The sequence below is a fragment of the Paenibacillus sp. DMB5 genome, from assembly GCF_001517085.1.
Taxonomy (GTDB): Bacteria; Bacillota; Bacilli; order Paenibacillales; family Paenibacillaceae; genus Paenibacillus_AQ.
In genome coordinates this window covers 66587-90444 of sequence record NZ_LRAC01000163.1, presented here as the reverse complement: position 1 = coordinate 90444, position 23858 = coordinate 66587, and the positions used below count along the sequence as shown (strand labels likewise).

At 53.9% G+C, this 23858-nt stretch carries 16 protein-coding genes, 1 pseudogene and 1 other annotated feature; of the genes and pseudogenes, 12 read left to right on the top strand and 5 right to left on the bottom strand.

The genetic code is table 11. From position 1 onward, the window contains the following. Window positions 1-31 precede the first annotated feature (31 nt). On the bottom strand, window positions 32-2620 hold the full coding sequence (locus AWJ19_RS30210) for a hypothetical protein (protein ID WP_068729061.1): 2589 nt from the start codon (window positions 2618-2620) through the stop codon (window positions 32-34). A gap of 259 nt (window positions 2621-2879) precedes the next feature. Then, window positions 2880-3149, top strand: a binding site (T-box leader). 96 nt (window positions 3150-3245) lie between these two features. Here AWJ19_RS30210 and pheS point away from each other — a divergent pair. The 3 genes from pheS (at window position 3246) to AWJ19_RS30195 (ending at window position 9648) form a co-directional block, all read left to right on the top strand. Further along, a complete protein-coding gene (gene pheS / locus AWJ19_RS30205; RefSeq protein ID WP_068729059.1) occupies window positions 3246-4280 on the top strand; it encodes a phenylalanine--tRNA ligase subunit alpha in 1035 nt (344 codons plus the stop codon). Window positions 4281-4637: 357 nt separating this feature from the next. After that, entirely contained in the window at window positions 4638-7082 is a 2445-nt protein-coding gene (pheT, locus tag AWJ19_RS30200; protein WP_068729056.1) for a phenylalanine--tRNA ligase subunit beta, read from the top strand. 211 nt (window positions 7083-7293) lie between these two features. Beyond that, entirely contained in the window at window positions 7294-9648 is a 2355-nt protein-coding gene (locus AWJ19_RS30195; RefSeq protein WP_347231175.1) for a hypothetical protein, read from the top strand. A gap of 59 nt (window positions 9649-9707) precedes the next feature. On the opposite strand, the gene AWJ19_RS30190 is transcribed toward AWJ19_RS30195, so the two are convergent. Further along, on the bottom strand, window positions 9708-10091 hold the full coding sequence (locus AWJ19_RS30190) for a cupredoxin domain-containing protein (protein WP_068729052.1): 384 nt from the start codon (window positions 10089-10091) through the stop codon (window positions 9708-9710). A 274-nt stretch (window positions 10092-10365) separates the two neighbouring features. On the opposite strand from AWJ19_RS30190, the gene AWJ19_RS30185 reads away from it, so the two are divergent. Next, on the top strand, window positions 10366-11415 hold the full coding sequence (locus tag AWJ19_RS30185) for a GGDEF domain-containing protein (RefSeq protein ID WP_241781947.1): 1050 nt from the start codon (window positions 10366-10368) through the stop codon (window positions 11413-11415). A gap of 76 nt (window positions 11416-11491) precedes the next feature. Here the strand turns inward: AWJ19_RS30185 and AWJ19_RS30180 are convergent, their stop codons facing one another. Then, window positions 11492-11839 carry a phage holin family protein gene (locus tag AWJ19_RS30180; protein ID WP_068729048.1) on the bottom strand — a complete coding sequence of 116 codons (348 nt, stop codon included), beginning with the start codon at window positions 11837-11839 and terminating at the stop codon, window positions 11492-11494. 141 nt (window positions 11840-11980) lie between these two features. Between AWJ19_RS30180 and AWJ19_RS30175 the strand changes: the two are divergent. The 7 genes and pseudogenes from AWJ19_RS30175 (at window position 11981) to AWJ19_RS30150 (ending at window position 19152) form a co-directional block, all read left to right on the top strand. Then, window positions 11981-14343, top strand: a pseudogene (locus AWJ19_RS30175) (endonuclease MutS2). 29 nt (window positions 14344-14372) lie between these two features. Then, window positions 14373-14792 carry a DUF350 domain-containing protein gene (locus tag AWJ19_RS30170; protein ID WP_068729046.1) on the top strand — a complete coding sequence of 140 codons (420 nt, stop codon included), beginning with the start codon at window positions 14373-14375 and terminating at the stop codon, window positions 14790-14792. A 131-nt stretch (window positions 14793-14923) separates the two neighbouring features. Continuing rightward, a complete protein-coding gene (locus AWJ19_RS30165) occupies window positions 14924-15463 on the top strand; it encodes a hypothetical protein (protein WP_068729044.1) in 540 nt (179 codons plus the stop codon). Window positions 15464-15549: 86 nt separating this feature from the next. Next, window positions 15550-16761, top strand: a complete 1212-nt coding sequence (locus tag AWJ19_RS30160; protein WP_068729042.1) for an MFS transporter — start codon at window positions 15550-15552, stop codon at window positions 16759-16761. Between the two features lie 35 nt (window positions 16762-16796). Continuing rightward, window positions 16797-17696, top strand: a complete 900-nt coding sequence (locus AWJ19_RS34980; RefSeq protein ID WP_128083732.1) for a hypothetical protein — start codon at window positions 16797-16799, stop codon at window positions 17694-17696. After that, window positions 17609-18415, top strand: coding sequence for an ATP-binding protein (locus tag AWJ19_RS34975; RefSeq protein ID WP_128083731.1), 807 nt, complete (start codon window positions 17609-17611; stop codon window positions 18413-18415). Before AWJ19_RS34980 ends, AWJ19_RS34975 begins: the two co-directional genes overlap by 88 nt. Then, window positions 18412-19152: a response regulator gene (locus tag AWJ19_RS30150; RefSeq protein ID WP_068729040.1), complete on the top strand. Its 741-nt coding sequence runs from the start codon at window positions 18412-18414 to the stop codon at window positions 19150-19152. Before AWJ19_RS34975 ends, AWJ19_RS30150 begins: the two co-directional genes overlap by 4 nt. Before the next feature lie 237 nt (window positions 19153-19389). Here the strand turns inward: AWJ19_RS30150 and AWJ19_RS30140 are convergent, their stop codons facing one another. Then, the gene (locus AWJ19_RS30140) at window positions 19390-20694 is read right to left on the bottom strand and encodes a hemolysin family protein (RefSeq protein ID WP_082708206.1); all 1305 of its coding nucleotides are present in this window, start codon (window positions 20692-20694) and stop codon (window positions 19390-19392) included. A gap of 209 nt (window positions 20695-20903) precedes the next feature. On the opposite strand from AWJ19_RS30140, the gene AWJ19_RS30135 reads away from it, so the two are divergent. Continuing rightward, the gene (locus tag AWJ19_RS30135) at window positions 20904-22463 is read left to right on the top strand and encodes a flavocytochrome c (RefSeq protein ID WP_068729034.1); all 1560 of its coding nucleotides are present in this window, start codon (window positions 20904-20906) and stop codon (window positions 22461-22463) included. Between the two features lie 128 nt (window positions 22464-22591). On the opposite strand, the gene AWJ19_RS30130 is transcribed toward AWJ19_RS30135, so the two are convergent. After that, window positions 22592-23830: an FAD-binding oxidoreductase gene (locus AWJ19_RS30130; protein ID WP_068729032.1), complete on the bottom strand. Its 1239-nt coding sequence runs from the start codon at window positions 23828-23830 to the stop codon at window positions 22592-22594. Between the last annotated feature and the right edge of the window lie 28 nt (window positions 23831-23858).

The window sequence follows — 23858 nt, the reverse complement described above, 5'->3', positions numbered from 1 at the left end:
TTCAAAACAAATAACTGCAGGTCAACAAAAATCAGGATACGCTGTCTGCGGTGGTATCGCCGGTGCTTGTGCTGCTGTCTGTAGCTTTGTCCTTGTCATCGTCTGTTGCCGAAGCAGGCTGGATAACGGTAATGTCATAGATCTGGCTTCCCAGCTCAATCCGCTGGCCCTGGAACTCATCGTACAGCCTCAGTCTGTAATTTCCGCCGTTCAGGCTCTTGAACAGTGTGCTGCTGATGGTCGTGGTGTACAGGCTGTTGCTGCCTGCGATCAGGTCGGTGCCAAACGTAAGCGTCTTTTCAAAGAATTGACCAAACGGATCAATAAATTGCAGCACCAGCTTATGGCCGTTAGCCCCGGTCTGGTAAGCGGAATCCTGAGCCAGGCTGTAGTTGATGGACAGGGTCAGGTTCGTGGTGCCGGCAGTCAGGCTGCTTGAAGAGGCGTTAACCGCAAGCGTGTAAGGGAACACCGATATGCCGCTGCTAAGATTCGTCTGCGGGGTAACCGTCTTGACATTCAAGGCCAGCGCTGTAGTATTCACGTATCCGGTAGCCTCCGTTCCGGCTGCAGCAAGCTTGCCGCCCGCAACGCCCTGTCCGATATAGAGCTGCAGGGAAGAGGTGTCCACTGTAGACGGCACATTCGCCGAGAAGGTGACCAGTGTTTTGCCGGCTGCGCCGGTAGGCAGCTCAGACTGATTAACATCAGCTTCAAAATATTGCCCGTCCGCCGTCCGGAAGGAGGCATACAGCCTGGCCAGGTTCGTCTGGCGGGATTCCTCGCTGTTCATCTCTACTTCGCTGTATACCGTCTTCGAGCTGCTGCCGGTATACACTGTAGTCAGCCGCTCCTGAATGCTTGCTTTTTTACCGGCTGCCGTGATCTTGAATGATGAACCTGCCGCCAGCGGACTAAGGCTGGTTACTGCCCCGTCGGTTGTGCTCAAAGAGAGGAACTGGCCGGTCGTTTCCTGGAGAATGATCTTGGTCTGGCTGTAGTCGAGCGTGTAAGGAATATGAGCCAATACGGTAAGCTGTGCACTTTCACCAGGGGCAAGAATGGACACGTCATTGTCAACAACGACCTGGGTTGAGGAGGTCAGATCATTCAAATCCGCTTTCAAAATACCTGTCAGCTTGGGCAGCGTGATCGTCTTGGAGGTGCTGTTCCGGATGCTTAGCCTGGCCTGGATAAGGTCCTCATCGCCCCAAGGCAGACGCTGCAGAGACTGCAGGGTAACGCCGAACGTCCCGTAATTGTTGATAACACTGGCCTCGGAGGTGATGTGAGTGTTGCTCTCGAGCTTATATGGAATTTTGAAATAGGCTACAGGCAGCACGATTTTGCCGGAATTATCTGCGGCGGCTGGCGGTATGACCTGAAGCTGCAGGGTATCCTGGGCGAGCTCAAGCGGAACGCTGGCGGTAAGCTCGATCAGCTTTTCTTCCAGCGGCTTCAGCGTAAGGCTGTTGAAGGCATCAGTCGTGACCGGGAAGGAATAGCCTTCCGCTGATTTGACCGAAAGCCCGTAAGCAGGCAAAGTTACAGCTGTGCTGCCTGTATTTTTGACCCGGAACTGGTACGTCCAGATTCCGTTCTCATTCTCGGCATAGACGGCCGCTGATTTCAACTGCATATCAACCACATTGCTGTCGATGGATACCTTTTTGATCGCACCGGCTGCGACAGTGAAGTCAGCAGTAACCGAAGTCGGCAGTGAATAAGAGGCCACCGGCAGGTACAGCTTGAGGCCATCATCCAGCTTGGCAATCTGCAGCTCCATTTTGGAGGTGTTCATGTACGCCGGGATTTCGGTCATGAAATACAGCGTCTTTTTTTGCTGCGGCTGAATCTTGTATTCAGAGCTGCTCTCATCCAGCGCAAGTGTAAATACCGAACCGCCGGAGGACTTAAGATACATGCTGTAGCCCGGATCGCTCAGTACCCTGGTACCGAGATTCGTAATGCTGTAACCCAATTTTGCATAGACTTTTCCGTTATATTTGTAGATTTGCAGCGAGCTGGCCTGAGTCATTACGGGAACGCTGCCCAGCTCGGTTTTCTTGCTCTCTCCCTGAAGCGCTGCGGCTGAATAGTTTGAAGGAACGGTAAACGTGCCGATCCGCTGCTCATAATTGGCTGCGCTGAAATTCCAGCCGTACATATTGATTTTGAGCCCTTTTACGCTGACGGCTTTGCCGATATTCGCGTAGTATGTAACACTCTTTGTTTCTTTCCCGGCGATTTTTTTGACCGTGCTGTCTGCGGAGACGGCCATTCCCTTGATCACGCTTCCCCCGGTTGTAATGACCTTAGAGAAGTAGTTGACCAGATTGACGCTTGTGCTTGAGCTATTGGTATAAGTAAGGGTATACGTTAAAATATTTCCGCTGTCCTGGGCGAACACCCGGGTATCGCTAAGCTTGACGCTAAAGGACGCTCCCAGATTCATCGGGCTCAGCTTGGCGAGCGTTGAGATTTCGGTTACGGCCGCCGTCGTTTTGACTGCTGCTGTGCCGGCGGCCGCATATGCTGCAGATCCCGTAAATCCGGGGAACTGGCTTGCGGCAAATGTGCTGAGTAATAACAGAACATAAGCCTTACTTCGTTTATGCATGAATTTCCCTCCCTGTTTAAAAACCGGCACTATCCTTTTTTTGCAGGAAAAAACAGGTTAGCCCGGCCTTACTAATTAGGAAAAATATCAAGATTCGCTGAATGTCCGCTGAAAAAAAACCGGCAAAAGCTTTTTGAAACTTAAAGGAAGATTAAAATCAGATAAAAATTTGCCTAATTTTAGATTCGCTTGTCAAAAGTCATATTTTTGCTTATACTATTGAGGCATATCTTTATGAAGATGAATACGTATAATCTGTACAAATGCAGTGATGGAGACAAGTACGCAGTGCCTGGCCAACAGGGAGGAGACGCCGGAGATTGAGAGCGTTTCTGGGAGAGCAGAGCTGCCGAAGTTCACTCCGGAGCAGTTCCCTGAATTTCATTCAGTAGGGGATACCGGCCGCAGACCGTTATTTCTGTTAAAGTGAGACATGTCTTTACCATGCCGTAAGAGGGAATACCTCTCTTAAAGGGATATGGTGCAGCTTGTCTAACAAGGGTGGTACCACGGTCTTTTCGTCCCTTTCCGGGAGAAAAGGCCTTTTTTTGTTGATCCGGTCCTGTTTAGAATGGAAGCCGGTTCAACATGTACAATACGATGATTAAAGGGGGCAGTGCATGCCATGAAAGAAAAGCTGGAAGCATTGAAGGTCGAGGCCTTGGCTAAGCTGCAGGAGGTTACCGATCCGCAGGCGCTGAATGATTTGCGTGTCAAATATCTGGGCAAGAAGGGTGAGCTGACTGAGGTTCTGCGCGGAATGGGAGGACTGAGCGCCGAGGAGCGGCCAGTGATCGGCCAGGTGGCGAACCTGGTGCGCAGCGCCATTGAAGAGATTATTACAGCCAAGCAGGAGGCCTTCCAGCAGCAGGAGACGCTGAACCGTCTGCAGGCTGAAAAGGTAGACGTTACCCTGCCGGGCCGCACTCTGCCGCAGGGCGGCATTCATCCGCTGAACCGGGTTGTTCAGGAGATCGAGGATATTTTCATCGGCATGGGATACAAGGTCGCTGAAGGTCCGGAGGTAGAAACAGACTACTACAACTTCGAAGCGCTGAATCTGCCCAAGAACCACCCGGCGCGCGACATGCAGGATTCCTTCTATTTAACAGAGGACCTGCTCATGCGTACCCAGACCTCTCCGGTACAGGTCCGCACCATGCAGGCGATGAAGGGCGAAACTCCGGTCAAAATCATCTGTCCCGGCAAAGTGTACCGCCGTGATGATGACGATGCGACCCACTCCTTCCAGTTCCACCAGATTGAAGGTCTTGTCATCGGCAGCAAAATCCGTATGAGCGACCTCAAGGGAACGCTGAACCAGTTCGTGAAGGAAATGTTCGGGCCGGCTACAGGCATCCGCCTGCGTCCCAGCTTCTTCCCGTTCACCGAGCCGAGCGTTGAGGTCGATGTCAGCTGCTTCAAATGCGGCGGCGACGGCTGCCGTCTGTGCAAGCAGAGCGGCTGGCTGGAGATTCTCGGCGCAGGTATGGTACACCCGAACGTGCTGAGAATGGGCGGCTACGACCCTGAGAAATACAGCGGCTTCGCTTTCGGTATGGGAGTGGAACGGATCGCGATGCTGAAGTACGGAATCGACGACATCCGCTACTTCTACACCAACGATATGGGCTTTGTGAAGCAGTTCAAGGGGATTTAGATTTTTGGCGGGTTGCGGCAGAAGAAGATTATTTAATTAGATAGGTTGAACTTGAAATTAAAATTAAGGGGAAAGTGACGGAAGGGAATTTTGGAACTGGAGGAGCGTCAGCGACCGCCTGAAAGCTTTTCGCAGAAAAGCTCGCTACGGAAGCATATGCTGTCTTCAGATTTCGACCGCGAATAGCGGTTCTAATCAGGAAATCTGAAGACAACAGCGGCCGGAGTCCAAACATTCTCTGGAGTCACGGCTATCCCGAAATTGAGTATTACTGGTTCGGCTATATTTTTAAACATCTTCAGTAAGCAGAACCGGCAGGTAGATAAATACATCTGAAACAAAAGGAAGTGAGCGGACATGAAAGTATCAACCGGATGGCTGACCGATTATATATCGTTAGAGGGAGTAACCGCTGAAGAGCTGGCGGACAAAATTACTACTGCAGGCATTGAGATTGACGGCGTGGAGCGCCGCAACAAAGGACTGTCCGGCATTGTAACCGGATATGTAAAATCCAAAGAAAAGCACCCGGATGCCGACAAGCTGAACGTGTGTATCGTTGATGCCGGACAAGGCGAAGACCTGCAGATCGTCTGCGGAGCGAAGAACGTGGCCGCCGGCCAGAAGGTTCCCGTTGCCCTCGTTGGCGCCAAGCTGCCGGGTCTGGAGATCAAGAAGGCGAAGCTGCGCGGCGTTCTGTCACAGGGCATGATCTGCTCGGCCAAAGAGCTGGGCCTGAACGACAAGCTGCTGCCGAAAGAGCTGCAGGAAGGCATTCTGGTGCTGCCGGAGAACACGGAAGTCGGCCAGGATATCCTGAAGGTGCTCGGCCTGAACGACGAGATTCTGGAATTTGACCTGACACCGAACCGCTCCGACTGTCTCAGCATGATTGGTGCAGCGTATGAAGTGAGCGCCATTCTGGCCCGTGACCTGAAGCTGCCAGATCCGGCTGCGGAGCTGGTTGAAGCAGGAGGCAAAGCGTCCGACTCCATTTCCGTCCAGATCGAGAACGAGGAATTCTGCAGCCACTATGCGGTGCGTTATATCTCCGGAGTGAAGCCTGCTCCATCGCCGCTGTGGATTCAGAACCGCCTGATGGCTGCAGGAGTGCGCCCGATCAACAACATCGTTGACATTACAAATTACGTAATGCTGGAATACGGCCAGCCGCTGCATGCCTTTGACGGTGATAAAGTGGAAGGCGGCGTGCTGGGAGTACGCTTTGCCCGTGAAGGCGAAGTGCTGACCACCCTTGACGGCCAGGAGCGCAAGCTGGAGCCGCAAATGCTGGTCATTGCCGATGGAGCCAAATCGGTAGCCCTGGCAGGTGTAATGGGCGGACTGGACACAGAAGTAACGGCAGAGACCGTTAATATCGTTCTGGAGTCGGCCAGATTTGAAGGCGGCACCGTACGCAAAACTTCCCGCCAGCTCGGCCTGCGCTCGGAAGCCTCCCTGCGCTTCGAGAAGCAGGTTGATCCGAAAGCGGTCATTCCGGCACTGAACCGCGCCGCAGCCCTGATCGCCCGTTATGCAGGCGGCGCAGTGCATGAAGGCATTGTGCAGGCAGGCAGCGATTCTGCTCCGGAGAAGATCTTGACGCTCTCGCTTGAGAAGCTGAACGACTATCTGGGTACAGAGCTTTCACTCCTTGAGGTAAAGACCCTGTTCGGACGACTGAGCTTCAAGTGCGGCGATGCCGCGCAAGGACTGATTGAAGTACAGGTGCCTTCCCGGCGCGGAGACATCAGCTATGATGTGGACCTGATTGAAGAGGTAGCCCGTTTGTACGGCTATGATAATATTCCGACAACCCTGATTGAAGGGGTTACGACTCCGGGGGCACTGACACACAAGCAATCCGTACGCCGTGAACTGCGCCGTATGCTGGCTCTTGGCGGATACCAGGAAGTAATGGGCTATTCCTTCATCCAGCCGGAGCAGAGCAAGCTGTTCCCTTCGTTCTCCGCAGGCGAGCAGGCTGTGAAGCTGGCAATGCCGATGAGCGAGGAGCGCAGTGTGCTGCGCACCAGCCTGCTGCCGCAGCTGCTGGATATTGCCCTCTATAATACGAACCGCCGGCAGAGCGATCTGGCGCTGTTCGAGATCGGCAATGTGTTCTTCACTGACGAAGAACAGCTTACCCGCCAGCCGCGTGAGCTGCCGGTACTGGGGCTGCTGCTGAGCGGAACCCGTACAGCCAAACAGTGGAATATAACGGCTGAACCTGTTGATTTCTTCGATCTCAAGGGAGCGCTGGAGAGCGTATTTGCTTATCTTGGACTCACCGGACGTATTGTATATGAAGGCAATGCGCCGCAGGACTATCATCCGGGCCGTTCCGCTTCCATTTATCTGCTTGAAGGAGCAGGACGTACGCTGATTGGCACAATGGGCCAGCTTCATCCGGAACTGCAGCACAAGCTTGACCTTGAGGATACCTATGTTGCTGAGCTGCTGCTGCAGCCGCTGTATGACAACGCCCGGACTAATCTGCAGTACAGTGAACTGCAGCGCTTCCCGGGAATGGAGCGGGATATTGCCGTTGTTGTCGATGAGGCTGTTCCTGCCGGCCATCTGCTGGACGTTATCCGTGAGAACGGCGGAACGCTGCTGCAGAACGTACAGGTGTTCGATGTCTATACCGGCGGTAAAATGGAGAGCGGCAAAAAGAGCGTGGCCATCTCCCTCCTGTACCGCCATACAGAGCATACACTGACGGATGAAGAAGTATCGGAAGTGCACGAAAAGGTCGTTTCCGCACTTCAGCAAACTTTTGGTGCAGAATTAAGAAAGTAGCAGGAATTGTGCAAAGCCGCAGCGAATCCAATTAGACCGGGATTCGCGCGGCTTTTCCTATACACATCTTTGAGTACAAAAGTGCGGGGTACCGGCAGAATTTATCCAATAAGACGGTTGTTTTGCCAAATGTCCAGAAATCACGATACAATAGGAGCAGGGCAATCAGCTTAGAATCCGCACACATACAAAGGAGGGCACAACTGTGGCTATGGACCGGACCCGTGTCGCCGTGGAGATATATGGAACTTCCTATAAATTAGTCGGAAGCAGCAGTGAATATATGAAACAAGTCGCCCGTTATGTGGACGAGCATATGCACGCTATTTCAAAATCCCATTCCAGACTGGATACCCCGCGGATCGCGGTGCTTGCAGCCGTACATATGGCAGAGCAGGCCATCCAGGTTCAGGACTTCAAAAATGAACTAAATATGCTTACCGGAGAGCGCACCGAACTGCGGGTAGAGGTGTCACGCCTTCTGGAAGTCCAGCGCGAACGGCAGGAAGAATATGAACGGCTAAGGGAGTCGGCCAAGGCGGAAGCCGCCCGGCTGGTCGCTGAAGCTGAAGAGGAACGCAAGCGTCACCTGGATAACCTGGAGCAGGAACGTAAGGCTCATGCCGAGCAGCTGCAGCAGGCGGAACAGGCGGCGGCAGCTGCCCGGGAGATGCTTGCAGAAGAGCTGCAGGCCCGCGAGGCGGAGCTGCAGGAGCTGCGCAAGGTCTATGAGCAGGAGCAGGCTGTAAGCCGCGATGGCCACAGGCAGGAGCTGGCGGCACTTGATGAGGCACGCATTCAGCAGCTTGACGAATTGAGGGCGGCGCATGCAGAGGAGCTGAACAACCTCCGTGAGACACTGCTCCAGGAGAAAGCGGAAACGCTGTCTCAGCTGGAACAGGAGCTGGCACAGACCCGGGAATCGCTCGGCGGGGAAGTTGTAGAGATCCGCACCGTGCTCAGCAAGGAGCTTGCAGATACCAAGGCAGCGCTTGAGAAGGAGCTCAGCGGGGAGCGGGAAGCACTACAGAAGGAGCAGGCCAAGAACAAGGAGCTCCGGCAGTCCCAGGGCACGCAGGAGCACCGCCACAAGCAGCAGCTTCAGGAGCTGGACAAGCAGCTTAATGAGCTGCGCGGAGGTACGGGACAGCTTCAGTCACGGCTGCGTGCAGCCGAAGCAGGGCTAAAGAGTGAACGCGATGCCCGTCAGAGTCTGCAGGCCGAGTATGAAGCGGCAGTTGCCCGGGGAGAGAAGCTCGCCGAGGAGCAGCGGACTTCAGCCGAGCAGCTTGCGCTGCTGAACGGGCAGCTGGAAGAGCTGCATCAGCGTTATGATGAGACGCAGAACGATGCGGCCGGACTCAGGGATGCCCTGCAGTCGGCAGAGGAGCGGCTGAGCCGCTCCGGGGAAGAGCTGCAGTCGGCAACTGAGCTTGCGGAGCTGGTCAACGCGGAGCTGGAAGAGCTGCGTCAGCGCCATGAGCAGGAGCAGAGGGACTCAGCTGGTCTGCGCCAGCAATTTGAGCAGGCAGGCCAAGAGGCAGCAGAGCTGCGCAGTCTGCTGCAGGAGAAGGAAGCCGCGCTCGGCGAGGCTCGCAGGGAACTGCAGTCGTCCGCAGAGCTGCAGACGCTGCTGAGCGACGAGCTGGAAGAGCTGCGCCAGCGTAATGAGCAGGCAGGCAGTGAAGCAGCGGAGCTGCGCAGCGAACTCGGAAGAGCCGGAGCTGAGCAGAGCCGTCTGCAGGATGAGCTTGCCCGTACCGAAGCAGAGGCGCGGAACTGGCAGGAGCTTGCCGATAAGCATATGGCAGATATCGGCGAACTAGAGATGAGCCTGCTGGAAGCGGAAGAGCGGGCAGATTCGCTGCAGCGCGGGATAGAAGCTCTGCGCAGCCAGGCTCTGGAAATGCAGCAGAAGCTTGAACGCGAGGCCGGCCTGCGGTCGGAAGCCGAGCTTGAGTCTTCCGCACAGCGTGAAGACGCGGCGGAAGTACGCAAGCAGCTTGCGGCTTTGCGCAGCCGGTACGAGGACTTGATCGCACAGTATGACGACCTGCTGCAGGACAAAGAGCAGCTGGAGGAAAGATACAACCTGCTGGAGGCCGAAACCGAGGAAACCGCACGGCGCTTTGAAGAGCTGTCCGAGGCTGCCCGTGAAGCTGCAGCGGCAGCTGCCGGGCAGGAGGAAGCCATCCGTGAGGCACGCGAGACTGAAGCGTCCTGGAAGCAGCAGTATGAAGAGCTGCGGCAGCGGGAAGCCCAGTGGAGCGGAACGGAAGCCGCTCTGCGCGAGGAAATCGAGATCTGGCAGCAGGAAGCCGGGGAGGCAGAGGCACAGACCAAAGCGTTAAGCGAGAAACAGCGTGAAGCGCAGCAGCAGCTGGATGAGATCGGGGAGCATTTTGAACTGGCCCAGAGCCAGCTCCGGCTGATGCAGGCGCAGTTCGAGCTCAGAGAGGGCGAGCTGGACAAGCTGGCCAAGGAACACCGTGAGCTTCAGGCGGAATATGCCAAGCTGCAGAATGAATATAATGAATGGATTCAATTGATCGAGCAGGACAGTTGAATGGCGGATGCATGACAAAACGGATGCTGACCACTATGGGCAGCATCCGTTTTTGTGCATTACTCCACTATTACCCTGGCGCTCATGGCGCTGTGGCCGGAGCCGCACATAATGGCACAGGTCATTTCATATGTTCCCGCTTCCTCAGGAATGATTACCTGCGAGGAGGTTTTGGCGTCTAATCTCAGTTCAAGCTCAGGTACAAGAATGCCGTGGTTGCCGCTTTCATTTTTAAAAATGATTTTTACCGGCACGCCCTTTTTCAGATGATATTCTTCCTGGTCAAAGCTGTAGTTCGTTGCTGTAATCGTGAGCTCATCTTCCGCCGCGATAGCGTTTTCAGATGATCCGCCTGAAATGGAGGAATTCTCCTTCCCGCTGCCGCAGGCAGACAGAAGGATCAGGCAGAGAATCGACAGCAATAAGGCCGGCTTTTTGATCATGGACATCCTCCTCAGGTATATTTCCCCAATATCATAGCTTACTTTTCGCTGGAAGTCTTTCATAAACCTTGAAAAAATACCGGACAGTAGAGAACGTCGTTGTTTGTCGAATCATGCAAATAAATGATGCAAAGATAATTCAAATTCATTATAATAAAAGCTATTATATATCGGTTAAAAGTAGGGGATCTACATTAATATAGCAATTGATCAACAAAATGCGGAGATGTGGCACCGCAGAATATTAAACGGGTACTGGGTGCTTGTCCTGTTGATGCTGGCAGCCCAGTTTATTTTTGTGCTCTCCACCCACATGCCTGAGGTAAAATCGGCTATTCTGCCGGGTAAAGGGCATTTATTCGTTGCCTGCAACATTATGATTGTTATCGCGATGATTCTGGCAGAAATGTGGCTACGCACTGCCGTTCTGTATCAGAAGCAGGCTGTAGTCGGCTGCGGCTTCATTGTTTCCTATTTAATGTATTTTGTCCTCGAGCCGTTTGTGGACGGGGCACAGATGACCCTGATGATGCCGATTATGATATCGCTGATTTACTTTGACCGGAAGCTGCTGCATTATCTGGGTCTGTTCAGTGTTGTTTTTTATGCTGGCGTTTATTTCGGGCTGGAGCGCACAATGCTGGATAAGCCGATGCTGGAGTTTTTTATGGTGGAATGTGTGTTTATTGTGTTTGTGGTCATGTCCCGCATGGCAATCATCCGCGCGCGTGAGGTCCGGGACCATCTGGAGCAGCTGACCAAGTCGGAGCAGGAGCTGATGGTAGAGCGGGCAATTTCGGATAAACTGCTCAAAATTGATGCGCTGACCGGCCTTTATAATCATAAAACCTTCCATGAATATCTGGATTCGCTGCTGGAGCAGTGTGAAAGCAACGGCCTGCATCTGCAGCTTGCCCTGTTTGATATCGATAATTTCAAACGTGTAAATGACACTTACGGCCACTGGGTCGGCGATCTTGTGCTCAAAGAAGTAGCGGGCCAGGTGAGGGCAATGATTGGACTGAACGATTTTGCTGCCAGATACGGCGGGGAGGAGTTCGCGGTTATTTTTACCGACAAAAATGTTCACGAAGCCTATGCGGCTGCTGAGGAGCTGCGGCTGGCAATCGGCCGGATGGAGCATTCATATGCCGGCGGGAAGCCGATTACGGTCAGTATCGGATTATGCGATTATCAGCTTGGCGACGGCAAAGAGCTGCTGTTCCGCAAAACGGATAACGCTCTCTACGCTGCCAAACACGGCGGTAAAAATGCTGTTGTGACCGCCTCCCATTCACATAAGGAAGAAACTGTATATGCCTGAGAGGATTCACAATAAACCCCCTGTTTCCGGATAGAGCCGGAGAAAGGGGGTTTCGTTGTCTGCTTGCAGCAGGGGATTATTTACCGGCTTCAAACGGTGTGGACACCGGCAGGAACAGATCTATGATCCCGATGACCAGTGCCGCCAGCAGGGCGCCAAGAATGGTTACACTGACTCCGCTTACGACAAACTGGGCGATCCAGATGACCAGAGCGCTGACCAGAAAGCCGACAATACCGCGTCCGAACGGGGTTGCTTTTTTGCCGAAGATTCCTTCAACCACCCAGCCGAGCAGTGCAATCACCAGAGCCAGAATCAGTGCGCTCCAGAACCCGCCGACTGTAAACTGCGGTACAATCCAGCCGACAACAAGCAGTACAAGGGCTGCTACAATGAAACGGACTACATGACCTAAAAATCTCACTGGAAAAACCTCCTTTGGCCTTCGCATAAGGATATGTGCAGTTGTTATTGTGGCCTTAGGCCGGCTTTTCTATGCCCAAATAGCGTAAATGGGCCGAATTAGGTATAATGTAAACATCTATGAAGGGAGCTGTGACTGTAATTGGACGACAAAATTTTGCATACGCTTGAATATCGCAAGATTTTAAATAAATTGATGCAATATACGCAGACCCCGATGGGGAGGCTTGCCGCAGAGGAGCTGAAGCCTTCCGGTGACTTTGAAGGGGTGAAAAGGCTGCTTCAGGCCACGGACGAAGCGGTCAATGTAGACCGGCTCAAAGGGATCCCTTCCTTCGGGGGAGTAAGCGATATCCGGCCTGCGCTGAAGCGCGCATCAATTGGTGGGATGCTCGGAACGTCCGAGCTGCTCTCCGTAGGCAACACCATTGGCGGGGCGCGCAGAGTCAAGCGGTTCCTTGCGGCCATGCATGAGGATGAGAAGATCGATATGCTGTATGCCTTAAGTGATCTGCTCTCCGAGCAGAAGCATGTCGAGGATGCCATCCGCGCCTGCATCGACGAGGACGCGAATGTACTTGATTCGGCAAGTCCGGAGCTGGCTAATATCCGCCGGGAGCTGCGGGGCGGAGAAGCGCGGATCCGGGAGAAGCTTGATTCGATGATCCGCTCGTCCTCTGTAGCCAAGATGCTCCAGGACCAGCTTGTGACCATCCGCGGTGACCGGTTTGTCATTCCGGTCAAGGCGGAATACCGCTCGCACTTTGGCGGGATTGTGCATGACCAGTCAGGTTCAGGAGCTACGCTGTTTATTGAGCCGGAATCAATTGTAGCGATGAACAATAAGCTGCGGGAAACCAGGCTGCGCGAGGAGCGTGAAATTGAAATCATCCTCCACCGGCTGACGACCTGGTCGGCGGTATTGCTGAGGAGATGGCTTACGATGTCGATATTCTGGGCCAGCTGGATTTCATCTTTGCCAAGGCCCGGATTGCCAGGGAAATGAAGGCAACCCAGCCGCGGATGAATGACCGCGGTTACCTCAAGCTGCGCAAGGGCCGCCATCCGCTGATTCCGGCGGAGCTTGTAGTACCGCTTGACGCCGAGCTGGGCAACCAGTACAGCTCGATTATCGTGACCGGTCCGAATACCGGCGGTAAGACGGTTACGCTGAAGACAGTGGGGCTGCTCAGCCTGATGTCCATGTCCGGCTTGTTCATTCCGGCGGAGGAAGGCAGCCAGATGTGCGTATTCGATGCTATTTATGCGGACATCGGGGATGAGCAGAGTATTGAGCAGAGCCTGAGTACCTTCTCAAGCCATATGACCAATATTATCTCCATTTTGAAGCGGATGACTCCGAAGAGCCTTATTCTGCTGGATGAGGTAGGTGCCGGAACAGACCCGGCGGAAGGCTCGGCACTGGCCATCGCCATTCTGGAGCATATCCACCGTACCGAATGCCGGATGATAGCGACAACGCACTATAGCGAGCTCAAGGCTTACGCCTATGAACGCAAAGGTGTCATTAATGCCAGCATGGAATTCGATGTGCAGACTTTGAGCCCGACTTACCGCCTGCTGATCGGTGTGCCTGGACGAAGCAACGCTTTTGCGATTGCGGAACGGCTGGGTCTGCCTGGCGCCATTCTGGAGCATGCACGCGGTGAAGTGAAGGAAGAGGATCTGCGCGTTGAGCATATGATTGCATCCCTGGAGGAGAACCGGCTTACCGCGGAGCAGGAGCGTGAGCGGGCTGAGGTGATCCGCCGGGAAGCGGAGGAATTCCGCAAGCGGCAGCAGCTTGAGCTGGAGAAGCTGGAAAGCCAGCGCGACAAGCGGCTGGAAAAGGCAGAGAAGGATGCCAGCGCGATTCTCGACAAGGCGCGGAAGGAAGCCGAGGAAATTATCAGCGATCTGCGCCGCCTGGCTATGGAGGAAGGAGCGTCCGTCAAGGAGCACAAGCTGATTGAAGCGCGCCGCCGCCTGGATGAAGCAGAGCCGGCACCGCGCAAAAAAGCAGTGTCCCGCGCTGCAAAAGCACCGCGCCAGCTGCAGCCGGGCGATGAGGTGAAGCTGCCGAGCGTGAACCAGAAGGGTTACATCGTGGAGCTGAGCGGAACCAAAGAGGCGGTTGTGCAGTTCGGCATTATGAAAATGAAGGTCAATGTGAGCGATCTCGAGTTTTTGGCATCCGCTCCGGATCAGCCTGCGCCTGCACTGCGCCGGGCAACGACGGTCAAGCGTACCCGTGATGAGAATGTCCGCAGCGAGCTGGATCTGCGCGGAGCCAACCTTGAGGAAGCGATCATGGAAACGGACCGTTTTATTGATGAAGCGTTCCTGGGTAATCTGGGACAGATTTATATTATCCACGGCAAGGGAACCGGCGTATTGCGGACAGGAATCCAGGAGTATCTGCGTAAACATAGACATGTCAAAAGCTACCGGCTTGGAAATTACAACGAAGGCGGCGCGGGTGTAACCGTGGCTGAGCTTGAGTAGCGGGGAAGCACGGCAGAAAGAGGGGAATTATGCAAGGAAATATTGATCTTTTGCTGGATCATCCGCTGGGCGCATTGCTCGGCTATTTCACTGTAGCCATTCTGGGTCTGGTAATCTTCCTGTCCTTCTTCGAAATGGTGACCAAGTATAACTGCTGGGAGGAAATCCGCAAGGGGAATCTGGCGGTGGCAATGGCTACCGGCGGCAAAATTTTCGGAATCTGTAACATTCTGCGCTTCAGCATTCAGGCGGGAGCCTCGATTTATGAGACGATGAAATGGTCGCTGGTCGGATTTTTACTGCTGCTGCTCGCCTATTTCCTGTTTGAATTTCTCACCCCCGTTTTTTCGATTGATGATGAAATTGCCGCGGATAACAGGGCTGTCGGGTTCACAGCACTGCTGATCTCGGTCTCGCTGTCCTACGTGATTGGCGCCGCGATATCCTGACTTAGGAGTAGAACTGATGAAAATTCTGATCCGGGTGCTGTTTATCTCCGCCGTAGCTTTTTTGGCAGCAGGTATTTTATATCTGGTGATTAACTGAATTTTATATGTGAGGTAAGAAGGAGACAGAAACAATGGAAACAACTGTATGCCCGTGGTGCCATACTGAAATTGTGTGGGATGAGGAATTCGGGCCTGAAGAGACGTGCCCCCACTGTAACAATGAGCTTAGCGGCTACCGTACGATTACCGTAGGCGTGGATGATCTTGAGGATGAAGAGCCGGAAGCCGTGGAAGATGCGGAAACGGACGAGATCAGTAACGATAATTTGTGGGACGATGATGATAAAGAAAGCGTAGTACCGATCTATAATACGCTTAGCCAGTTTGGCGAAGAGTATGACCTTCAGCAATATGAGCAGAGCGTAGCTGCGGTTCTGGCGGCTCAGCTTGAGGCGCCGGAATGCCCGCAGTGCCACGAGCTGCTGGTGCTGGCCGGCAAGCAGCCGGTAGACCAGTTTGAGCCATCAGCTTCCGAAGCGCTGGCCGGTCCTGTACTCAAGGCACCGTTCTCGCTGAATCTGTACGTCTGTCCTTCCTGCTTCCATGTGCAGCAAAGTCTTGCCCAGGAAGACCGTATTCAGTTTGTGCGTAATCTGAGCAGCGGAAAATAACTTAAATGTTTATAATCCGTCCTTCTGCCGGACAAGCTAAACCGGATTGGTTGTCCAGTCCAGACAGATGGCAGGAGGGCGTTACATTGAAAAAAACACCAGAAAACCAGGCGGCTCTGCTGCTTGCGGTGAACGGATTAAATTTGCTGGCCAGTGTGCTGGCGGGTACTTTTTTGAATGTGTATTTATGGAAAGCCCGTCAGGATTATGGCATGATCGGCTGGTTTGCGTTCAGCCAGCAGGTGGCGGTGGGCCTCAGCTTCTGGCTGGCCGGTAAATGGGTCAAGGAACATAATAAAATGAATGCCCTGCGGCTGGGAATTACCGTTTCGGGCATTTTTTATTTGCTGGTGCTGTGGACCGGGAAAGCTGCCTCAAGCTACATTTGGCCGCTGGGCTTGACGCTTGGCGTAGCCATCGGTTTATTCTGGCTGTCCTATAATATCATCTATTTCGAAATAACGGATGCACAGAACCGTGATTATTACAACGGCTGGATGGGACTGCTTGGTTCACTGACCGGTATTGTCGGCCCGTTTCTGTCTGGCTGGCTGATCTCAAGGCTCCAGGGGCAGCGCGGATACCGGGTGGTGTTCATCGTATCGCTCTGTATCTACGCGGCTGCAGCTGTGCTGAGTTTCTTTCTGAAGAAGCGAAAAAGCGAAGGAGCTTATCTGTGGCTGGAGCCGTGGAGAGAGCTGAGGCGGAGCGGCAGCGCATGGCGGCCTGTTGCCGGCGCACTGGTGTTTCAGGGCATACGGGAAGGTGTCTTCTCCTTCCTCATCGGTCTGCTGGTTTACATTGCAGCGCAGACAGAGAGCAAGCTCGGGCAATTCGCGCTGATCACTTCCTCGGTCTCCCTGGTCAGCTATTATGCGGCCGGTAAATGGTTCAGGCCCCGATTCCGCTCCGCAGGCATGCTTGCAGGCGGAATCCTGCTGGTGGCGGTGATCGTGCCGCTGCTCTGGAAGCTCAGCTACGGTACGCTGCTGCTCATGGGGATCGGAACTTCACTGTTTATTCCGTTATACATGCTGCCGATGACTTCAATCAGCTTTGACCTGATGGGCGAAACGGCAGAAAGTGTGAGTAAACGGGTAGAATGGGTGGTACTCCGGGAGCTTAGCCTGATGAGCGGGCGGCTCCTGGGTATCCTGGTGTTTATCGGTGTGCTGTCAGTCAGCCGCTCAACGCAGGTTATTATTGTTCTGTTGCTGGCGCTTGGCACAGCTCCCCTGGGCAGCTGGCTTGTACTCCGCCGCAGGCTTCACCGCAGGGAGGCCGGCGATATGTCATAATGGGAGCAGGACATGCCGGAGAGGACTTATCATAAATGGCGAGAAGAAAAAGAATCGGTTTAAGAACTAAGGTTGCTGTGATGGTATCAGCGGTGGTGCTGGTGGTGCTGCTGATGCTTTATTTTATTTTCAGAAATCAGATTATCCCGCAGACCCGGCATGCACTGGAGGACAAGGCGTATGCAATTGCCCGCACCATTGCCCTGATTCCGCTGATCTCGGAGGGCCTGAGCACAGGAGACAGCAGGGAAATCCAGGCCTATACCTCCAAAATAACCCGGCGCAATGATATTATGTTTGTAGTTGTCATTGATATGAACAGTATCCGTTATTCACATCCTGATGCTTCGCTAATCGGCAAACCGTTCGTCGGTGGCGGCCAGCAGGCAGCCCTGCGCGGCGGGGAGAGCATCTCGGAGGGACAAGGCATGCTCGGGCGCTCCTTACGCGCCTTTGTTCCAGTGTATACGAACAGAGGCCATCAGGCAGGCGTTGTTGTTGTGGGACTGTCGATGGAGCGGGTGCAGAAGCTGGTCAGGCAAAATGAATGGACCCTGGTTGCCATCCTGCTGTCCGGTGCGGCTCTCGGGGCCGGCGGGGCTGTAATACTCGGCCTGAAGATTAAGCGTATGATCTTCGGCATGGAGCCTGCCGATATTTCGCAGCTGCTGCAGGAGCGCAGCGCCATGCTGCAATCCATTCGCGAAGGCATTATTGCAGTGGACGATAAGGGTATTATCACCATGGTCAATGTAGAGGCTGAACGGCTTCTGGCTAAAGCCGTATTGCCGGCAACGGCAACACCCGGAAGATCAGCGCGTACTGGCCGGAGCTCAGACTGGAGCAGGTGCTGGCAAGCGGTGAGGCCTGGCAGGATCAGGAGCTGGAGCTTAACGGTATCACATTGCTGGTCAGCCGGGTGCCGATCCGGGTGAACGGTGAAATTGCCGGGGCGATTGCCACCTTCCGTGACAAAACCGAGCTGATTGTGCTGGCGGAACGCTTATCCGGCATCTCCGTATATGCAGATGCGCTCCGGGCAGGCGCGCATGAGTTTATGAATAAGCTGCATGTCATCATGGGCATGACGCATATGGGCCTCTATGAGGAGCTTGAGCAGTATATTTCGGGAACAGTCAGCAATTACCAGAACGAGATCGGTTCCATTACACGCCAGATTAAAGACCCGGTGATGGCCGGGTTTCTGCTGGGCAAGCTCAGCAGGGCGAGGGAGGCCGGAACAGAGCTTGCGCTGTCTGCAGACAGCTATTTACCGGAAGCTGCTGATCCGCAGACCATTCACGAGCTGATTACCATTGCCGGCAACCTGCTGGACAATGCAATGGATGCGCTGGAAGGGCAGGCGGTCAGGGCAATTGAGCTCGCTTTTACCTATGAAAGCGGGATTCTTAGCTGTACTGTACAAGACAGCGGGCCGGGAATTCCGGACCAGCTGCAGCAGCAGGTTTATGTGCAGGGGTTCTCCACTAAAGGGGAAGGCCGCGGATTCGGTCTTTATCTGGTGCGCAAAAGCGTAGAGAAGCTCGGAGGCAGGCTTGAAGTCCTTTCCCGGGGTGTGGATGGAACAAACGGGACGGGAACTACTTTTGCCGTAGAAGTGCCGTATGCTGTAAAGGATGAGGAGAGCATATGAACATTAGAGTGCTGATTGTTGAGGATGACCCGATGGTAGCCAAATTCAACCGCCATTATCTGGAGCAGGTCGAGGGTTTTGAGTGCGCGGGCTGGGTTACCTCGGGCGTTGAGGCTGCCAGAGTGCTTGCCGAGCAGGAGATTGATCTCGTGCTATTGGACATCTATATGCCCGGGACGAACGGCTTGCAGCTGCTGTCCTCCCTGCGTGAGCAGGGGAGCACAGCCGACATTATTATCATCTCAGCTGCCAGCGACAATGCCAGCATCCGCAAAGCGCTGCAGCTGGGAGCCGTTGATTACCTGATCAAGCCGTTCGAATTCGCCCGGTTTCAGGCGGCGCTGACAGCATACAAAGAGGATTACTTCGCCCTGATGAAGCAGGAGGAGCCGCTCAGCCAGGAACAGCTCGACAAGCTGCTGCGGCCTCATAGCGGAACGGAAGAGGAGAAGGGTGCAGCTTTACCGTTGCCCAAAGGGCTGTCCGAGGGAACGCTGGCAAGCATCTGGAGCATTATCCGGCAGCTGGACAATCCCGTGTTCTCCACTGAGGAAATTACCGCAGGAGCTCCCATTTCCCGGATTTCAGTCCGCAAGTATCTGGCTTTTCTCAAGGACGCCGGGGTTCTCGGCATGGAGATCGGCTATGGTGCGGTAGGACGCCCGGTTTATATGTACACCGTAACGCCTGATGGTCATGAAATTATTGGAAAATATATTAGCGGCAGCGGCCGGTAAAAGTATAAAGGACCCTTTTGGGGTCCTTTATCTTATGTCCGCGGATAAAGTGCGGAATTTTGCTGCGGGCCATGAGCTGGTGCGGGGCTGATCCGGCAGCCAATAGAGGGAAAAATCCCTCTAATGGGCCTCGGCCAGGCCGACCCGGCAGCCCGCCCAAGCCCCGGGCTCCATACACCGCTCCCTCCATGCACCGCTCAGCATGCACGCTCCCTCGACGGGCACCCCACGCGCCGTTCACCCCGCAGCCTGCTGCAGCGTAACCTTAATCTTGCGGATCCGCCGCTGGCCTACCTCATGGACAGAGAAGATATATCTTCCATAGACAAATTCGGGCTTCTCATGGGAGGAAGGAATACGGCCGATCTGGCCGATTACGAACCCGCTGAGCGTATCATAATCCTCCACCGGCAGTTTCGCCGTGAGCACCTGCTGCACCTCGCGCAAACTCATGGTACCGTTGAACAAGTAAGCCTGGTCGTCAAGCTGTGTATATTCTTCCTCATGCTCGTCATATTCATCGTAAATATTCCCGACAATCTCCTCGAGCAGATCCTCCATCGTCACGATCCCTGCAGTCCCGCCATACTCATCCACCACTACGGCAAAATGCACACGGTTCTGCTGCAGCTCCTCAAACAGCTCATGTGTTTTTTTCGAAGCGGGAACAAAATAGGGACGGCGGGCCAATTCCCGCAAATTCCATGAACCGCCGCTGCCCCCGTTTACAAACCGGATCAGGTCTTTACTGTGCAGAATGCCTACAATGCTGTCTATATGGCGGTCGTACAGCGGAAAGCGGCTGTAACCCTCCTTCTCAGCGGCCAGGGCGACTTCCTCCGGAGTAGCCAGTACAGAAAGCGCCACAATATCGGTACGGTGAGTCATAATATCCGATACCTGCTTATTGTCAAAGTCAAAAATATTGTTAATCATCAGCTTTTCCGCAGCCTGAATCGTCCCGAGCTGTGCCCCGCTGTCCAGCATCATCCGGATTTCTTCCTCGGATACCTCCTCATCCTTCTCATTCGGGTCCACACCGAATAACCGGACCAGCAGATTAGTGGAGGCTGTTAATAATTTTACAAAAGGGGCAGCTATCTTGGACAGCAGGTTGAGCGGTGATGCAACAAACATGGCGATGGTATCGGCTTTTTTCATGGCTACCCGTTTCGGGACAAGCTCTCCCAGCACAAGTGTGACATAAGAGAGAATCAGGGTGATAAAAACCAGGGAAACGGTATCCAGAATATTGACTGCAACGGGAACGCCGAGCGAAACGAGCAGGGCAGATAGGTCCCCGGCAAAATTTTCGGCAGCAAAGGCGCTCGCCATAAACCCGGCAAGGGTTATCCCGATCTGGATCGTTGCCAGAAAACGGCTGGGCTCTTCAAGCAATCCCTGCAGGAGCTTCGCTTTGGCGTTGCCGTCCTGTGCCATCAGGCGGATTTTGTTGTCGTTCAGTGAGATCAATGCCATTTCGGATGCCGCAAAAAAAGCGTTAACAAAGATCAGCAAAATAACAACGGCTAGCTCAATCAAATTACAAGCACCTCCCGGTATTGTGAAATAACAGCATTTGCGGATGTTATCCCATATATATACTTAACCTGAAACCCGCCCGGGCATTCCCTCAGGCTCTTTACTTACTTTAGTTACAAAACGTTTTCTTTAATTACGTAAGCTTCCAAAGACGCCTCCGCACAGCTATGATTATTGTGAAAATATGCACAAGGGGGCAACGGTTACACATGAAAAAGAAAACAGCAGCCGCTCTTCTTCTCATTCTCTCCGTTATTCTTGTTATCGCGGGATGCGGTAACGGAAACAACAGCACTAATACGGACAATAATGCAAGTGGGAATAAGAGCACTAACAGCGCGGCAAGCGCAACGGAAGCGCCAAAAGAGGCGGAAGCCGTGTCCGGGGCATCAGTCGCCAGCTATACACCACTGGATCAGTTAAAAGAGAGCTACGACATTATCATCGTCGGTGCGGGCGGCGCCGGTATGACCGCTGCGCTTGAAGCGAAGGCGAAAGGGCTGAACCCGGTTATTTTTGAAAAAATGCCGGTTGCCGGCGGGAACACGACTAAATCCTCCTCCGGGATGAATGCTTCCGAGACCAAGTTCCAGAAGGAGCAGGGCATCGAAGACAGCAATGATCTGTTTTATGACGAGACGCTGAAAGGCGGTCATGACACCAACAACACAGAAATGCTTCGTTTCTTCGTCGACAATTCCGCAGCAGCCATTGACTGGCTCGATTCGATCGGCATCCGGCTGAACAATATTACCATCACCGGCGGCATGAACGAGAAACGCACACACCGTCCGGAAGACGGCTCGGCTATCGGCCAGTACCTGGTAAAAGGACTGGTGCAGAATGTTCAGGAGCAGGGGATTTCGCTGTTCGTGAACGCTGATGTGAAGGAGATTACCCGGCAGGACGGCAAGGTTAGCGGTGTGAAGGTCTTGTTCAACCAGGCAGATGAAAAAGTCATTACAGGTAAAGCGGTCGTTGTAACAACAGGCGGCTTTGGCTCCAACATGGATATGATTACCGAAGTAAGACCGGATCTTGAGGGCTATGTTACCACTAACCAGATCGGCAGCACCGGCGACGGGATCAAAATGATTCTGGCGATGGGTGGTACAACCGTTGATATGGATCAGATTCAGGTTCACCCGACTGTACAGCAGGAAAAATCTTACCTGATCGGCGAAGCGGTCCGCGGTGAAGGCGGTCTGCTAGTCTCAAGCGAAGGCACACGGTTCACTAATGAGCTGGATACGCGTGATAAAGTAACAGCAGCCATTAACAGCCTCCCTGAAAAAGCGGCCTACCTCGTATTCGATTCCGGCGTAAAATCACGCGTCAAAGCCATTCAGCAGTATGAAAAAATGGGCTTTGTTATCCAGGGTGATACAGTCCAGGCTCTGGCTGAGGCGATGCAGGTACCTGCCGACAAGCTGCAGGCGACAGTCGACACATGGAACAGCGCAGTAGCAAGCAAGAAGGATGCCGAGTTCGGCAGAACAACCGGGATGGATCATGACCTGTCCGCCGGACCGTTCTATGCCATCAAAATCGCTCCGGGGATTCACTACACCATGGGCGGCGTAAAGATCAACACGAATACCGAAGTGCTGGATAAAGACGGCCAGCCGATCACTGGCCTGTTCGCGGCAGGTGAAGTTACAGGCGGTCTGCACGGCCAGAACCGCATCGGCGGAAACTCCGTTGCCGAAATTATTATCTTCGGACGTCAGGCCGGCATCAAATCTGCAGAATTTGTACAGGCGCAGTAAGGGATTCAGCTATCTCCACACTCGTCTTTGCGCAGATAAATCAAACAGCAGGAGTTCATGCTCATACGAGCAGGGCTCCTGCTGTTTTTGTTGGCCGGAACATACCTAAGAGGCATTAGTCATTACGGCTAAGCTTCCACGGCAGGAGCAGGCGATGGCTTGGTGCTGCGCGTCAGAGAGAACAGCTCGAGCTCCGGCCGTCGGCGGCCGGCAAGCGTATCGGCCAGCAGCTCAGCCGCAATCATACTGTAGACTGTTCCGTTGCCGCCGTAGCCTTCGATGAAATAGCAGTGCGGATAATCCGGATGCGGGCCTATAAACGGGAGTCCGTCCCGGGTGGTTCCAAAAAGAGCACCCCAGGCATACTCCGCCTCAACGCCTTTAGCCTCCGGAAACAGCGCTTCAACCTCCTCCAGCAGACGCCGGCACTGGGAGAGCACCCGGACCTCGCGCCGCTCCGGATCGGTAAGCTGCTCATCCTTGCCGCCGGCAATAATGCAGTTGTCGGGTGTGGTCCGGAAATAAAGATAAGGCCGGGCCGTTTCCCAGATCAGGCTCCGTTCATGCCATTTTGGCAGCTTGGCCAGCGGCCGGGTCTTGATGGCATACGTGTTGATGAGCTCAGCACCCCGGTCCTTCTTCATCTCCTGTGTCTCATAGCCCATGGCGAATACTACCTTTTTGGCAAAAATCCTGCCCCGGTCTGTATAACAGGTAACCCCCTCAGCGTGGTACTCATAGCGGACGGCACGGGTATGCTCATATATACGGACACCGCCGGAATGAGCCTTGTCGATCAGGCTATGGACCATGCGGAACGGGTTCGTTTCGGCATCCCCCTTGGAGTACAAAGCTGCCGGCTTGGAGAAGGAGTAATGAGCCCCGACCTTGTCTGCATCCCAGAATTCCGAATGAAATCCGTGGGCTGTCAGCGTTTCATGCTCTTGCCGGAGCAGCGGAACATCCTCAGGCGTGCTGGCGTAGAGCAGGCTGCTGCGCGGGATAATCCGGGCCTCAATATCAAGTTTCCCAGGCAGATCCAGAATGTTATCCAGGGCTTCCCGGCATAATTTATAGAATAATACGCCGTTTGCTTCACCGAATGTATTGATGCAAGCGGTCAATGATTTGTCATTGGCGATCTGCAGCAGGCCGGTATTAGCATGGGAGCTCCCGCCTGCGATGTCTCTTTTGTCGATTAGAACTGCAGAAGCCCCGCTGAGCGATAAACGGTAGGCCATCATGGCTCCGCCCATGCCTCCGCCGACGATCAGGCAGTCACAGGATACATCCTCTTCCAATGAAGGATAGACAGGCCGGTTTTTAAAAGTGGCTTCCCAGGGCATGTGTCCGCTGTTAAGTCTCATGTGTATCTCTCCTTAGTGAGATTCCGAT